This window comes from Xanthomonas sp. NCPPB 3959 (assembly GCF_056675575.1).
The window spans coordinates 21,461-36,329 of sequence record NZ_JBWWVR010000014.1; the positions used below are offsets into that span (position 1 = coordinate 21,461).

15 protein-coding genes are annotated in these 14,869 nt (G+C 63.1%); 8 read left to right on the forward strand and 7 right to left on the reverse strand.

The features are described from left to right. Nucleotides 1–128 precede the first annotated feature (128 nt). Complete coding sequence (locus AC1KVG_RS16325; RefSeq protein WP_481095082.1) at nucleotides 129–2,300, forward strand: glycoside hydrolase family 3 N-terminal domain-containing protein; 2,172 nt, start codon at nucleotides 129–131, stop codon at nucleotides 2,298–2,300. A 281-nt stretch (nucleotides 2,301–2,581) separates the two neighbouring features. On the opposite strand, the gene AC1KVG_RS16330 is transcribed toward AC1KVG_RS16325, so the two are convergent. Then, nucleotides 2,582–3,760, reverse strand: a complete 1,179-nt coding sequence (locus AC1KVG_RS16330; RefSeq protein WP_168959646.1) for a PQQ-dependent sugar dehydrogenase — start codon at nucleotides 3,758–3,760, stop codon at nucleotides 2,582–2,584. A 171-nt stretch (nucleotides 3,761–3,931) separates the two neighbouring features. On the opposite strand from AC1KVG_RS16330, the gene yiaA reads away from it, so the two are divergent. After that, on the forward strand, nucleotides 3,932–4,369 hold the full coding sequence (gene yiaA / locus AC1KVG_RS16335) for an inner membrane protein YiaA (RefSeq protein WP_481095083.1): 438 nt from the start codon (nucleotides 3,932–3,934) through the stop codon (nucleotides 4,367–4,369). Between the two features lie 55 nt (nucleotides 4,370–4,424). On the opposite strand, the gene AC1KVG_RS16340 is transcribed toward yiaA, so the two are convergent. From AC1KVG_RS16340 to AC1KVG_RS16365, 6 genes are all read right to left on the reverse strand, one after another. Further along, a complete protein-coding gene (locus tag AC1KVG_RS16340) occupies nucleotides 4,425–4,757 on the reverse strand; it encodes a hypothetical protein (RefSeq protein WP_104551622.1) in 333 nt (110 codons plus the stop codon). Between the two features lie 182 nt (nucleotides 4,758–4,939). Next, nucleotides 4,940–5,437, reverse strand: coding sequence for a hypothetical protein (locus tag AC1KVG_RS16345; protein WP_023905428.1), 498 nt, complete (start codon nucleotides 5,435–5,437; stop codon nucleotides 4,940–4,942). Nucleotides 5,438–5,524: 87 nt separating this feature from the next. Next, nucleotides 5,525–6,832, reverse strand: a complete 1,308-nt coding sequence (locus AC1KVG_RS16350; protein WP_481095084.1) for an APC family permease — start codon at nucleotides 6,830–6,832, stop codon at nucleotides 5,525–5,527. Next, complete coding sequence (locus tag AC1KVG_RS16355) at nucleotides 6,829–7,605, reverse strand: L,D-transpeptidase family protein (RefSeq protein WP_481095085.1); 777 nt, start codon at nucleotides 7,603–7,605, stop codon at nucleotides 6,829–6,831. The genes AC1KVG_RS16350 and AC1KVG_RS16355 overlap by 4 nt, the downstream gene beginning before the upstream one ends. A gap of 708 nt (nucleotides 7,606–8,313) precedes the next feature. Beyond that, nucleotides 8,314–9,411 (reverse strand): dipeptide epimerase, encoded by a 1,098-nt coding sequence (locus tag AC1KVG_RS16360; RefSeq protein ID WP_481095086.1) that lies wholly within the window; start codon nucleotides 9,409–9,411, stop codon nucleotides 8,314–8,316. Beyond that, nucleotides 9,408–10,820 (reverse strand): C40 family peptidase, encoded by a 1,413-nt coding sequence (locus AC1KVG_RS16365; RefSeq protein WP_183086915.1) that lies wholly within the window; start codon nucleotides 10,818–10,820, stop codon nucleotides 9,408–9,410. The genes AC1KVG_RS16360 and AC1KVG_RS16365 overlap by 4 nt, the downstream gene beginning before the upstream one ends. Nucleotides 10,821–11,085: 265 nt before the next feature. Between AC1KVG_RS16365 and AC1KVG_RS16370 the strand changes: the two genes are divergently transcribed. The 6 genes from AC1KVG_RS16370 to AC1KVG_RS16395 all read left to right on the forward strand — a co-directional run bounded on the left by AC1KVG_RS16370 (nucleotide 11,086) and on the right by AC1KVG_RS16395 (nucleotide 14,864). After that, nucleotides 11,086–11,892: an N-acetylmuramoyl-L-alanine amidase gene (locus tag AC1KVG_RS16370; protein WP_481095087.1), complete on the forward strand. Its 807-nt coding sequence runs from the start codon at nucleotides 11,086–11,088 to the stop codon at nucleotides 11,890–11,892. Between the two features lie 97 nt (nucleotides 11,893–11,989). After that, entirely contained in the window at nucleotides 11,990–12,736 is a 747-nt protein-coding gene (locus AC1KVG_RS16375; protein WP_481095088.1) for a M15 family metallopeptidase, read from the forward strand. Nucleotides 12,737–12,886: 150 nt separating this feature from the next. Then, the gene (locus AC1KVG_RS16380) at nucleotides 12,887–13,084 is read left to right on the forward strand and encodes a CPXCG motif-containing cysteine-rich protein (protein ID WP_006449379.1); all 198 of its coding nucleotides are present in this window, start codon (nucleotides 12,887–12,889) and stop codon (nucleotides 13,082–13,084) included. Nucleotides 13,085–13,221: 137 nt separating this feature from the next. Then, nucleotides 13,222–13,599, forward strand: coding sequence for a hypothetical protein (locus AC1KVG_RS16385; RefSeq protein ID WP_168959658.1), 378 nt, complete (start codon nucleotides 13,222–13,224; stop codon nucleotides 13,597–13,599). A gap of 225 nt (nucleotides 13,600–13,824) precedes the next feature. After that, complete coding sequence (locus tag AC1KVG_RS16390) at nucleotides 13,825–14,187, forward strand: EF-hand domain-containing protein (RefSeq protein ID WP_043889810.1); 363 nt, start codon at nucleotides 13,825–13,827, stop codon at nucleotides 14,185–14,187. A gap of 272 nt (nucleotides 14,188–14,459) precedes the next feature. Further along, nucleotides 14,460–14,864: an EF-hand domain-containing protein gene (locus AC1KVG_RS16395; protein WP_481095139.1), complete on the forward strand. Its 405-nt coding sequence runs from the start codon at nucleotides 14,460–14,462 to the stop codon at nucleotides 14,862–14,864. Nucleotides 14,865–14,869 lie beyond the last annotated feature (5 nt).

A 14,869-nucleotide genomic window follows, 5' to 3' on the forward strand; every position in this document is an offset into this window, starting at 1 on the left:
GTCGTCATTTTGCCGTCCAACGTCTGCCAACGGGGCTGAACATCAGCCTGAACAGGCAGAAGAGTTGCATCCTCGCGGTCGCGTCAGGCTAGAATTGACGGCCATGTAAACGTTTTCTCAAGGATCTCATGGCTGCTGATCGCATCGAAACCCTGATTGCCCAGATGACCGTCGAAGAGAAGGTCGGACAGTTGGGTGTGTTCGCCGACATGGTGCGGCCGTTCGCGCCGGACGTGAATCCCGAAGCCAATGTGCTCAACGCCGACGAGGTGCTGCAGCAGGTCCGGCAGGGCCGGGTCGGCTCGCTGTTCAATGGTGTTGGCGCCGCGCTGGGCGTACAGATCCAGAAAGTGGCGGTGGAAGAAAGCCGTCTGGGCATCCCGGTGATCCTGGCCGCCGATGTGATCCACGGCATGCGCACGGTGTTCCCGATTCCGTTGGGCGAGGCGGCCAGCTTCGAGCCGGAACTGGCCGAGCGCACCGCGCGCGCCACCGCGATCGAAGCGACCGCCGCTGGCCTGCACTGGACCTACGCACCGGCGGTGGACATTGCGCGCGATCAGCGCTGGGGCCGTGGCGCAGAAGGCGCCGGCGAAGACGTGTTGCTGGGCGCGGCGTTTGCCGCCGCCCGCGTGCGCGGTTTCCAGGGCAGCGATCTCAAAGCCGCCGATTCGCTGTTGGCCACGCCCAAGCACTTTGCCGCCTATGGCGCAGTGGCGGCGGGCATGGAATACAACACCGTGGACATCGCACCGCAGACCTTGCGCGATGTGCATCTGCCGCCGTTCAAGGCTGCCTTCGATGCCGGCGCATTGACCGTGATGTCCTCGTTCAACGACATCAACGGCGTACCGGCCAGCGCCAACCATGAGTTGCTGACCGAGATCCTGCGTGGCGAATGGCAGTTCCCTGGCGTGGTGATTTCCGACTACACCGCCGACATGGAATTGATCGCGCACGGTTACGCCACCGATGAGCGCGATGCGACCAAAAAAGCCTTCCTGGCCGGTCTGGATCTGAGCATGCAGAGCGGCTTCTATGCCGCGCATCTGCCGTCGTTGGTGGAAAGCGGCGAGGTGCCGATGGCCACGCTGGATGCCAGCGTGCGTCGCATGCTGCAGCTCAAAGAAGCGATCGGCTTGTTCGACAATCCGTATCGCTCGCTGGATCCGGCACGCGAAGCCGATACCGCGCATCTGCCGGCGCACGATGCGTTGTCGCGCGATGCGGCGCGGCGTTCGATCGTGTTGCTGAAGAACGAAGGCGCAGTGTTGCCGTTGAAGAAAAGCGGACAGCACATCGCGCTGATCGGGCCGTTCGTGCAGGACCGCGAGAACATCGAGGGCTGCTGGACGCTGTTCGGCGACAAGGATCGCTACGTGACCCTGGAGCAGGGCGTGCGTGCGGTGGTTGGTGGCGAGCATCTGAGCGTGGTGCCGGGCTGCGGCCTGGAAGAGGCGCTGCCGGGCGGGATTTCCGCCGCCATCGATGCGGCGCAGGCCGCCGATGTGGTGGTGCTGGCGCTGGGCGAGCCGCAGCGGTTCAGTGGCGAGGCGCAGTCGCGCACCGAGATCGTGTTGCCGCCGGCGCAGCAGGCGCTGGCCGAAGCCATTGCCGCCACTGGCACACCGATGGTGGTGTTGTTGCGCAATGGGCGCGCGCTGGCATTGAGCGGTGCGGTACGCGATGCCGATGCGATTGCAGTGACCTGGTATCTGGGCACGCAGACCGGCACCGGCGTGGCCGATGTGTTGTTCGGCGACTACAACCCGTCTGCGCGTCTGCCGATCAGCTTCCCGCAGGTGACCGGGCAGCAGCCGTATTTCTACAACCATCTGCGCACCGGCCGCCCGGAATTGCCGACCTTGTCCGAATACAAGGCGCGCTGGCGCGAAATGCCCAACGAGCCGTTGTATCCGTTCGGCCATGGCTTGAGTTACACCACGTTTGCGTATGCGCTGCCGCAGCTGAGCAGCGCGCAGGTTGGTTGGGATCAGGCGCTGACCATCACCACGCGTGTGACCAATACCGGCCGCGTTGCAGGCGAAGAAGTGGTGCAGCTGTATGTGCACGATCGCGTGGCCAGCCGGGTGCGCCCGGTGCGCGAACTCAAGGGCTTTCGCAAGGTGTTGTTGCAGCCTGGCGAAAGCACGGACGTGGTGTTCACCCTGGCACGCGATGCGCTGGCCTTCACCGACCCCAAGGGCGTATTCGGCGCCGAGCCGGGATTGTTCGATGTGTGGGTCTGCGCATCGGCCAAGAGTGGCGAGGCAGTGACCTTCGAGTTGTTGGAAGGCTGAAAGCGTGCCCTCCGAGGAAGCCGGTGCGTTTGGAGCCGCCGCTTTCGGTTGACCGTATGTCTAATGGCTGGTCATCACCAGTTTGCGCTGCTGCGGTTGTCAGCAAGAGCGTTGCGTTTGGCCAAGCCGACGCAATGCAGCGCAAATCGCCACCCAAGCAATTCGTTTGATCGTCACCATCGCCAGCGCTCAACGAGCGCATGGCGATGGTGCGAGTCATCACTCAGTGCTGCTACTTGACGCAGCACGCAGTGGCGCAGCGATCCAGGCGATGCACCAACTTACGCATCGTTCTCGACTGCGGCTTTGCTCTTGGGTGTCAGCTTGAGCAAACGCCCGGTGCTGCCACTGGCTTCGTCTTCCAGCAACCACAGCGCGCCATCCGGCCCTTGTTCCACCTCGCGGATACGTGCGCCCATGTCGTAGCGGGCCACTTCGCGCGGCTGATCGCCGAGCGAGACCTGCACCAATGCCATCGACGACAACCCGCCGATGAAGCCGTTGCCGCGCCATGTCGGGAACTGCTTGCCGCTATAGATCACAAAGCCGGCCGGCGAGATCACCGGTGTCCAGCTGATCTTGGGCGCGGCGAATTCCGGGCGGGTGTTGTGATCGGGAATCGGGGTGCCGTCGTAGTTGTCGCCATTGGAGACGATCGGGTAACCATAGTTGGCGCCGCGCTGGATCAGATTCAGCTCATCGCCGCCCATTGGGCCCATCTCGTGTTCCCACAAGCGGCCCTTGCTGTCGAATGCGATGCCCAGGATGTTGCGATGGCCCAGCGACCACACCTGTGCGGCCACGCCGCCTTGCGCAACGAACGGGTTATCGGCTGGCACGCTGCCGTCGTCGTTGAGGCGGATCAGCTTGCCCAGATTGGCCTTCATGTCCTGCGCGGGGGTGAATTTCTGCCGTTCGCTGGAGCTGATCCACAGTTTGCCGGCCTGATCGAATGCCAGCCGATGCCCGAAGTGCCCATTGCCGGTGACCTTGGGGTCCTGACGCCAGATCACCTTGAAGTCCGACAGCGTGCCGCCGCCGGTGGCATCCAGGGTCAGTTTGGCCCGCGCCACGGCGCCGCCGCGTGTATCGCCTTCGCCAGGTTCGGCGTAACTCACATAGACCAGGCCATTGCGGGCAAAGCGCGGGTGCGCGAGCACATCGCCAAAGCCGCCCTGGCCACCGTAGGCCACGGTCGGTATGCCGGTGATGGCGCTTTTGCGCTTGGTCTTGGGGTCCAGCCGCATCAGCGAGCCACGTTTTTCGCTGACCAGCAAACTGCCGTCAGGCAGGAAGGTCATCGCCCAGGGTTCGTCGAAATCGGCAACGGTGGTGGCCTGGAATGGCCACTGCGCCTTGGGAATGGCCGCTGCAGGTGCGGCGGCGGGCGCGGCAAATGCGGCGCCGGTGGTGAACAGCGTGGCCGAGCAGGCCAGGGCAAGCAGACGTCGGACAGACATGTGGTCCTCCAGGGGATAGGGCGCGGTGACGCTGCAGCCCTCCCGCAACGTGTCCCGCGTCGGGTTTTCAAGTACCTTACACGACGCCTTCGAGGCCGCCTTGTTGTAGATCACTTTCTCTGTGAGACGTGTGCGTCCCACCTTCCTGCTCCACCATGAAAAGGAGTTTCCATGGCTGCCACGCAAAAAACCTCACCTGCTTTTATCGCCGCATCCTGGGCCGCATTGCTGCTGGGCAGCGCTGCCTACCTGATCGGGTTGTGGAATGCGCAGATGATGCTCAACGAGAAAGGCTACTACTTTACGTTGCTGCTGTTTGGCTTGTTCGCATCGGTGTCGTTGCAGAAGAGTGTGCGTGACCGCGCGGACGGTATTCCGGTGACGGGACTGTATTACGCGATCTGCTGGTTCTCGCTGATCATCGCACTGCTGCTATTGGCGATTGGCTTGATCAACGCGACCTTGTTGCTCAGTGAGAAAGGCTTTTACGCGATGGCGTATGCATTGAGTCTGTTCGGTGCGGTTGCGGTGCAGAAGAACACGCGCGATGCGATGGATGTCGACAACAGGTTGCCTATTTCGCGCGCGGCACCGCCGCCACTGGACTGATGCCTGACCCACACGCTGATACAACAACGCCACCTAGACGGTGGCGTTGTTGTTTTCAGGGCTTTGACTTGCTGTCGCCGGTGACAAAGTCTGTCGCGTTTTCCCAGGCACGCTTGACTGCGTGACGGGCCTTGCTCCAGCTCAAACCTTCGGTGCCGCGATTGGCTTCCCATTCGCGGTGCAATTCGGCTTCTACCTGGTCATAGGCACGCGCGTTTTCACGGATACGTGCTTCATGTCCTGCCAGATAGGCACCCTCGTAATCTTCGTAACGGTCACCTTCGGTGTAATACGGCTCTTCGGTGAAGCGCTCGCGCCAATAGTTGGATACGTTCTGGCTGCGGTCTTCGTCCGGCGCACGGCCTGGAATCTGATACGGCACGTTCATGCTCGTCTCCATGGTGAATGTGCCATCTACCGTAAGTGGGCAGGTGTTAAATCCGTTGCCAGGGCAGGTGAGGAGGGCATCAAGGCGTCGGTTCGCGATGAGTGCGGTAAAACCGGTCCCGCTTGCGATGCTGAAACCAAGGCCTTTGCATTTGGCGGGCTGTCGCCCGTCTCCGACCGTATTCAAGTCGCCGCCGATGCGGCCTCGTAGGGCAATGGTGTTGCACCCGCAGCCACCAGGCTGGTTTCGGCATGCAGCAGCGATGGCTCGTCGGCATCGATGATCACCAGGACGCGCCCGGCCTGAATTTCCTCTTCGAACTGGCGACGGATCGGATCGGGTACGGTGGCCCCGATCAGTGCAGACGACCAGGTGCCGACCAGCGCGCCTGCCAGCGCCATGACGCCGGCCCCGGCAATGGTGAGGCCGATGGGAGGCACTGCGATGGCAACCAGACCGGCGACCAGGCCTGCGGCACCGCCCGTCGCGGCGCCACGCGCGGCAGCGGGAAGAAAATCGGTCTTGGCATTCTTGCGCTCGTCGGGCACGTCTTCCAGCTCGATATCCGAACGGGCAATCAGCGACAGTGCATCGTTGTCGATGCCTGCGCTGCGTGCGGCCTGCATGACGCGTTGCGCACTAGCGATATCGGGTGTGCTGTAGACACGGCGCAGTTTCATCGCAAACTCCCATGCAGGTGAGAGCTGCAGCGTTGGGCGCGTGGGGTTAGGTGTGCGTGAGCCCTGCGCGAGTGTGTTGCGAAACTCTTAGACCTGCTTGCGTGGGAACAGATAAAACGCCCAGCCCACCAGCAAGGCGATGCCGGCGGCGGCCAGATTCTGCCAGCTGGCACTGGCCAGCAGGCCAAGCGACAACAGCAGTGCGGCGATGGGAATGGCTGGCCCACCCGGTAGACGCAAGGTGTCGGTACGTTGCCGGTAACGACGCGCCAGCACGATGACCGCTGCAGCCGTGCCGATATACGCAAACAGCCGCGTGACCATCGACAACAGCGCCAGCTGCGTGAACGACCCGGACAACGCCAATCCAAGCGACAACACGCCTTGGGTGATCACTGCCGCTGCAGGGGTGTGGAAGCGCGGATGCACGCGCGCCAGAAATGCCGGGCCATACCCATCTTGTGCGAGCGCGAACAAAAAGCGTGGCCCGAGCATTACCGTGTTGCTGGTGGTGCCGAGGATGGAAATGGTGGCGCCAACGGTAAGGATCAGCGCCAGCGCTTCGCCACCGAAGCGGCTTGCGGCATCGGCCAACGGTGTAGGCGAGGCGGCAAGATTGGGCAGCGTGCCTTGTGCGACGACTTGTACTGCTGCATAGATCAGTGTCACCACGATAATCATGGTGATCAAGGCGAACGGCACATCGCGGCGTGGGTTGCGGTATTCGCCAGCGGCCGCCGGAATGTTTTCGAATCCTGCATAGGCGAACAGCAACAACAAGGCGGCTTCGCCAAGATTGCCCAGGTCGCGCAGATCCGGTGTGTTGCCGGCGAAGGCCCACGACCAATCTACATAGAACAGGCCGATTGCCACGAACAACAGCAGCGGCACCAGCTTGCCGATCACCAGGGCGATGCCAGTGCGCGCGGCCGATTTCACTCCGATCACATTGATGGCGGTGAGCAATCCCAATGAGCCGACCACCACCAGCAGACGTGCCCACTGCTCGGTGGCGACGGTCGGCCAGAACCGCGCGACCGCGTCGGCCAGGCCGTTGCTCAATGCGGCTGCCGAACTGATGCGGGTGAGCCAGATCATCCAGCCGATCTGAAAGCCGACGAAGGGGCCGAACGCCTCGCGCGTGTACAGATAACTACCGCCTGGCGTATCGAAATAACTCGCCGCCTGCGCATAGCACAACACCAGCAAGGCCACCGCCAAGCCGGCCAGCATCACCGCCCACAGGCTCATTGGCCCCAACAATGCGGCAGTGGCTGCCGGCAGCAGATAGATGCCGCTGCCGATCACGTCGTTGATCGACAATCCGACGATCTGCCAACGGCTGACGACGCGCACCAGGCCAGTGGAATCGGGAGCAGGAACCGGTGTGTTCATCGTGCGGCGTCCTTCAACTTGGGCAGCTGCCACTGTGCTTGCAAGCGTGCGTATTCGGCACGCGGCAACAGCACGAACAGCGGTTTGTCGTCGGGCTTCAACCAGGCCAGCAGGCGTTGCATATCGGCCGGCGCCATGGCAGTGCAACCGGCGGTGAACTGGCCTGGCGTGCGCCACAGATGGGCGAAGATGCAGCTGCCATGACCGGGGATCGCGTTGGGGTTGTGCGCGATCACAAAGCCCTCGCTGTAACGTGCATCGCCGGGATGTTGCAGATCCAGCCGCATCGGTTCGGTCGAGCCGGCCACTGCGGCCTCACCGACCTGGGCGGCATCGACGATGCGGTTGTACAGCGGCGAACTCGGTACATCCATGCAGTAGTTGGTGGCGGTCATCGCCTGGTACGGCATCGTGCTGTCGATACTCGGGGCATAACCGAAGGCAGGGCCGATAGCGAAGACACCGGCCGGGCTGCGGCCGTCGCCCTCGCGTTTCTGCGGGCCTTGCGTCTGTGCAGGATGCAGGCCATCGCCCCAGGCGCTGCCATGTCGGCCCAGCGCCACCGCAAACCCGGGTGCGGCCGGTTGCCAGTGGCCATCCACTCGGGTGAATGTCTGCAGGCGCGCCTGTGTGCTGTCCCAGTCCGGTGTGGTCACCACGATCAATGCGCGCGCTCGATTCAGCGCATCGATTGGACCGGCAGCGCCGGCAAGGCTGCTGCAGCTTGTCAGCGCCAACAACGCGATGGATCGAAACACGGTGGCAAGGCGCATGCAGGCTCCGGAGGAATGGGTCTGGCAGGGGTGAGCTGCGTTGAGTCGATGGGTCGCTGGCGGCGACAGTGCGGTGCCTCGGCACTGCATCACTTGCAAACACCTTATCGCTACTTTACCTAGCAATGCAGCTGTGTGGCGCATGCGCGCGTGATGTTCGTATGCGTGCTTGGCGGGGCTTGGAGCGGCTGACAAGATTACTTCGCCACTATCAAGAGGCTCTGCCGTCGCTCGGTGGGCATCTGCCACTCGTACATGCTGGTTCTAGGTGGGCCGTCGCTACCCGGTAGCCCATGGCTTGCGACGTTTTGTCAGCCACTTTTGTTCAGGCTGTGACATCTCGGTTGTTATGGGAGCCTTGGGTTCTATGAAGGAATCGGCTGCAGAGCGGCTGATCTGTGGCTTGGCTGCAGGGCCCTTGCCCGCCCACCGTCGCGGGACACGCCGCAAGTACGTCCGTGTAGGCTCTTACGCGGCATCCATGCCGCGTAAGGTCCCGCGACGGTGGGCGGGCAAGGACCAGTCAAGAGTGTGGGTATGCATGGTTTTCAGCAAAGCAACCGACTAACTCTCTGGTGCGGTGTCCTCACCGCTTGCGGGACCGTGTGGCGGCATGGATGCCGCCACCGAACCTCCATGGATGGATTCACGGCGTGTCCGGGAGCGGTGAGGGCACCGCGCCCTCGACCAGAAATATCCAACGGCGCTTTAATCCGACAACAGCTCCAGTCCGCGAATGCGTCGGATGCCCAGACCCGGCGAGTCGTCGATATGGAGTTGCGCTTCGTCGAAGTGCACTCCGCCCTCGGTGGGATCGAACTGCCCGAGTGCGGGCGCATCCAGATCCGCCAGGGTGATGCTGTCGGCCTTGGCCACGGCCAGATGTACCGCCGCCGCCACGCTGATGCTGGATTCGATCATGCAACCGATCATGCACGGCACCCCATATAACGCCGCGATATCGGCGATGCGGATTGCGTTGGAGAGTCCGCCGGTCTTCATCAGTTTGATGTTGACGATGTCGGCGGCGCGGCGCTGGATGAGCTCGATCGCCTGGGTCGGCGAGAACACGCTTTCGTCGGCCATCACCGGCGTGTCGATCCGCGCCGTGACAAAGGCCAGTCCGTCGATGTCGGCCGCCTTGACTGGCTGCTCCAACAGTTCCATCACGATGCCGGCGTCTTCCAGCGTGCGCATGGTGCGCACCGCCTGTTTGGGCGTCCAACCCTGGTTGGCATCCAGGCGCAGCGATGCGCGCCCAGCGACCGCTGCATGGATCGCCTTGATGCGTTCGACATCCGAATCGCTGTCTTTGCCGACCTTGATCTTCAGCGACCCATACCCGCGTGCGAGCGCGGATAGCGCATCGGCCACCATCGTGTCGATGGCATCGACGCTGATGGTGATATCGGTGGTGATGCGCGGCGTGCCGCCACCGAGCGCCTGATATAGCGGGGTACCCAATGCCTGCGCCCACAGATCGTAGAGCGCGATTTCCACTGCAGCCTTGGCGTTGCTGTTATGTTCCAGCGCGTGTTGCACCAGCGCACATAGCCGGTTGAGATCGGCCACGTCCTGGCCGATCAGCTTCGGGGCGATGCACTGTTGGATCGCGGCGACGATGGAGCCATGCGTATCGCCGGTGATCGGTGCGGTGGCCGGCGCTGCGCCATAGCCGATATGGCCGCTGTCGGTCTGCAACAGCACCACCACATCCTCGATCGCCTGCACAGTGCGTACCGCGGTCTTGAACGGAGTTTTCAACGGCACGCGCAGCATGCCGAGGCGGAAGCCGGTGATCTTCATGGGGAACCAATCGGTGCGATGCGTTGGATGCGGGTGATGTGATCGACAAACGGCGTGCCGTCGCTGGCGAGCAGTGGCAGCAGCGGGGTGACCGATACGCCGTTCAAGCGCGCGCGCTGCACGCTGCCATCGGCCGCGCGATAGTTGGCGCCGGCCACATCGTGGATGACCCACGGCGCACCATGTTCATGCCCGATCACCAGCATCACGTGGCCCGGAATATAGAGCAGGTCGCCGACCTGCAGTTGTGCGAGTTGTTGCAGGCGTTGCGGCAATGGCGCGCGAATATCGAAAGTTACGTTACGTAACGCCGGACTACGCGCCTGATCGCCGGTATTGCGCGGCAAGGCGATGCCGAGGCTGCGATAGACGTCCAACACGAAGCCGCTGCAATCGCGCGCGTCGTAATCGTTGCCCCAGCCATAGCGCTCGCCGAGGAATTTGAATGCCTGACGCAGTAACACTGTATGGGTGGCCGGCAACGGACCAATGCGCATGTCGGCACCGCGCGGGATCAGTGCCGGCACCAGCTGCAAGCGGCCTTCTTCGTTGCGCAGTGGCAGTTGCACGACATAGGCAGCGAGCGGCAACTGCCCGTTGACCGGCTGTTGCTGTGGCCAGTCAGTGAGCAGCGGCACGCTGGTGCCCATGTCCAGCGTCAGTGCTGAGATCGCAGGTAATTCGGGTGTGTAAGCGCTTTGCACGCGTGCGCCGGTGACCATCACGCGTGGGCTGCGTTGTGCGTAGTCCAGCACTTCGGCGCGTGTACCGATGGCGAGACGATCACTGGCAATCCATGCGGCGTAGTTGGCGGCCAGCACGAATTGCCATGCGCCATCGGCACTGGTATGCAACACCGCCACCGGCGTGCCGGGGTAGAGCGCCGACTCCTGGAAGCGGTCGATATCGTGGTCGTCAGTGGTGGTGAACACACGTTGCGTAGTTGGGAAGGTGCGTAGCGCGGTGCGCCGCACCACCAGCGCGAAGCGTGGCGTTACCTGGGCGGGGAGTGCATCCAATGCCAGTGCGTGGCGCAACGCGGCCAAGCGTGTTGCGTCGATGGGCATTCCGTCCGCGCCGTACAACGCACGCGTTGGCGTGGCCGACAGCTTCTCGATGCGTGCGCGTACATCGGCAGCAGGGAGAGCTTCGGGCAGCTGTGACAGATCGTGCATGGAGACATCGTCACGCAGCAGGCGCGCATTGAAGCTGGCGATCTCTGCGGAAGTCATGCGCAGCGTTGGTGCGGTGCGACTGCGTTGGATCCAGTAATCGGCTGTCAGCTGCGCATCGCTGACCGCAAATGGCGTCGTTTGCTGCACAGGAACGGCATGCATTGCCGGAGCTGCACTGCAGGGCAGGCCGGTGACCAGCAGCAACAACGTCAACAGGCGGCGCGACAATGGCATGAAGAAGGCTCTTGATGGATATACCGACTGACGAGGTTCTGTGCGAGAGACCAATGCTGCAAGCGCATTCTGCACCTGCGACGAGCGCAATGGATTGCAGTGTACGCGTGGCGCATGCCGCGGTGCCTACCGCGCTTGTAGGGCTGCTCGCGGCCGCTGCAACTTCACGACGCTCGGCAGATAATGGGTGCACCGCGTGCGGTGTCCATCCAGGCGCAGGCACGGCGCATACCCTTGTCGTTTCGCCAGTCACCCGGAGAGTCCGATGTCGCCAACTACCACCCTGTCGCCATCGCTCTGGCTACGCGCCGCGTGTTGCCTGGTCGTGCTGTCGTTGGGTGCTTGCGCGCATGCGCCGCAGCGCAATCCGCTGGCCCAGTGGGTGCCGTCGCCCAATTACGACACGCGCCGGCCGATCCTGATCGTGCTGCACTTCACCGACCAGCACTCGGTGCAGCAAAGTCTGAGTACGCTGCGCGGGCGTAACAGCGGTGGCCGGGTCAGTGCGCATTATCTGATCGGCGACGATGGGCAGCGTTATCAGTTGGTCAGCGACGACCAGCGCGCCTGGCACGGCGGTGCCGGGCGCTGGGGCACCATTACCGACATCAATTCCGCTTCGATCGGCATCGAGCTGGACAACGACGGCAGTGAGCCGTTCGCGTCCGCGCAGATCGACAGTCTGCTGGTCTTGCTGGACGACCTGTGCACGCGCTTGCGCATCCCGCGCACGCAGATCGTCGGCCATGAAGACGTCGCGCCGACGCGCAAGAACGACCCCGGCCCCCTGTTTCCCTGGAAACGCCTGGCCGACGCCGGATTCGGCCGCTGGCCCGTAGCCGATGCACCGGCTGCGCCGGCCGGTTTCGACCCGTGGCAAGCGCTCGCCCTGCTCGGCTACAGCGTCGAGGATCCCGCCGCGACGCTGCGCGCCTTTCACCATCATTATCGCGGCAACGATGCACGCACATTGGATGCTGAGGATCTGCGCATTCTGTATGCGTTGACCGGACCACTGCGGCCACCAAGCCTGCCTGGCGCTGCCGAGCCGCTTGAGGGCGATGGGCCGTAAGCGGATCCTGCTCGAAGTGGCCAAGCCACCTCTTCGGCAATTGGGTAAAGATCGGCGAATGGCGCGCGTCGTTTGCGGCTTGCACAGGAGTAAGACCATGCAGAAAACCAAACTGTTACAAACTCAGCGCCGTGACTGGCCGCAGGCGATCTGGAGAACGTTGCTGATGATGGTCGCGCTACCGTTTGCCGTAAACGCAGCCGAGGTGCGCGTTTCGCCAGCGCAGACACCCGCACAAGCCGGCCTGATCGATTTGCGCAGCCTTGCGCCGGAGATCGCGGTGGACATGCGCTATGCGGGCAGCAACAACTTCACCGGGCGTGTGGTGCCGGGGTATGCGGCGCCGACCTGCTATCTGCTGCGTCCGGCGGCGGAGGCGTTGGCGCGGGTGGCGCGTACGCTCAAGGCGCAGGGATATCGGCTGCAGGTGTTCGATTGCTATCGACCGGTGCGGGCGGTGCAGGCGTTCGTGGCCTGGGCAGCGGATCTGCAGGAGCAGGCGAGCAAGGCGCAGTACTACCCGCGCGTGGACAAGCGCGCGCTGCTGGGCGATTACATCGCCGAGACCTCCGGCCATAGCCGCGGTGCGACGCTGGATCTGGGCTTGCTGGATTGCCGATCAGGCCAGTGTCTTGTGGTCGATATGGGCACCGATTTCGATTTCTTCGATGCGCGTGCGCATACCGATGCACCCGATATCGGCGCCGCGCAGCGGGCGAACCGTCAGCGCTTGCTGCGTGCGATGGCGGCGGAGGGCTTTGCCAACTATCCGATGGAGTGGTGGCACTTCACTCTGCGTCCCGAGCCCACGCCCGACACTGCGTACGACGTTCCGGTCAACTGATCGGGCACGAAGCCGCTGCGCTGTCGCCGGTGGTCGTGGGCGCTCGGCAGCGGTCAACGCCGCTCGTACACTGCGCGTGCTGCCCGCCATCCGCGCGCTGCGCGTGGCCTGATTGCCGCGTAGCGTGAATTGCCACTTCAAGGAACTGTCATGTCCGACCCGGAACGTTTTGTCGATATCGCCTGCCCGTATTGCGGGGAGTGGATCACGCTGACGCTGGACCTGACCGGCGGCGATCAGCATTACATCGAAGATTGCCAGGTCTGCTGCAAGCCGATCTCGGTGAGCGTGCAGTGGGACGAAGAGGGCGAGGCGCAGGTGAGCGCGCGCGGGCAGGACGATGCATGAGCGTGGCTTGTCGCACGATCGAGCAATCGGTTTGCCCAGCCAATCCCCATTCGCGTGACCGGTCGTTCCTGCGGGTCTGGCAGTGATCGGTCGCCCGCAGCCGCTAGACTGATGCGCCTGCTGCCCGGATCGTCACGATGAATTTGTCTCTGCACTTCGGCCTGCTCGGTTCGCTGGAGGCTGGTTTGATCGCGTTGGTGCTGGGAGTGCTGGTGTTTGCGGCAGTGGAGTACAGCGGGCGGCGCCTGCAGTTCACCCATGGGCACACGCTGGGGATCGCCTGCCTGCTCGCGGTTGCGATCGGCGCCGGTTACGACATCTGGAATCTCGTCTACACCAGCATCGTGCGGCTGGAGTCGCCGTTGTATGCGCGTATCGCGTTGGCCAGGATCCACGATCCCAACGAGCTGGGATCGCGTGTGGTGCTGGAAGTGTTCGGCGCGATTGCCGGCGTGGTACTCGGTTGGAAACTGTTCAGTTCCGGAAGCTGGGACGACGCGCCGCCGAACGCCTGACATCGCCCGAAAAAATGTGCGGGAGTTCGCATATTTTCATGCATTGAATGAGCCACTTCTGTTTGGCTCATCGAGACCTAACAGATGGCTAGTCGCAAATATCCGCGCTGTGGTTAAAAGGATGTTTTGCGCAAATTTAGGGTGGGTTTTGCATTCATTCGCGCCAGGTAGGGTGATGCCATGCGCGGCGATACCGTGCATTCCCAAGCCAAGGAGACCACCCAAATGAAGAATCGCAACCGCATCTCGCTGCTCGCTGCCACCGCCGCCCTTGCTGCCGCTTTGGCGCTACCGGCCATGGCGCAGAGTACGCAACAGGATGCCGCCGCGACGTCGGCCCAGTCGGGAAGTTCTGCCACCACTGCGGCACAACCTGCGCAGTCCTCCGGCGGTGGTCAGACCTGGGCGAGTGTCGACACCGACAGCAGCGGCGCCATCAGTACACAGGAGGCTCAGGTCAACGCCGGGCTTGCGCAGATCTTCAACGACGCCGATTCCGACAAGGACGGGCAATTGACACCGGACGAGTACAAGGCGTTTGTCGTCAAGCAGCAGGGTGGCGCAGCGAGTGGGTCGCAAGGCAATTAAGACAGTAGGTTGCAACGTAAGTGAGTTTGTTTGCTGACATTTTCCAAGTATCAGGAGGCAGATTTCGCAGTAGCAGGTGTTTGATCAGCAGTTGTCGTTTGATCCGTGACATCGCTATCTGGATGCCCGGTATGAGCAAGTAACAGGATGGACATGCGGGAGCGATCTGCCAGGGTCGCTCCCGTTTTCTTTACGTCTGCCTCGCTACGGTAGTGTGGCCTTCTGCCCGGTCTTCTTTCATGTTTCAGTTGCGCATCGTCTTGTTGGTCGGCTTGTCGAGTCCATTGCTAGGGCTCGCCGCGCCACCGGAGCTGCCCATCGTGGCGCCATTGCCGTCGCCGACGGCATCCAATACCGCTGCACCGGCGATGTCGCCCTTGCCAATCGATCCACCAACGCCTGCCAGCACGCCATTGCTGCCTGCCGATGTGCCCAGGTCATCCACTGCCAAAGGCGGCGCGGAGGCGTCGCTCGCACCGCAAGCAGGCGCTCTGGTGCCACGCAGCTTTCGCAGCCTGGACAGCGATGCCGATGGGTCGCTGACGATGACCGAAGCCGGTGCGGACCCGGTCCTGCGCGAGAACTTCGCCGGCTTCGACAGCAATGGCGATGGGCGTTTGTCGCGCGACGAGTTCGCCAGCTACCAGCCCGGCCCGGGCGATGCCGCAGGCGACTGAGCATG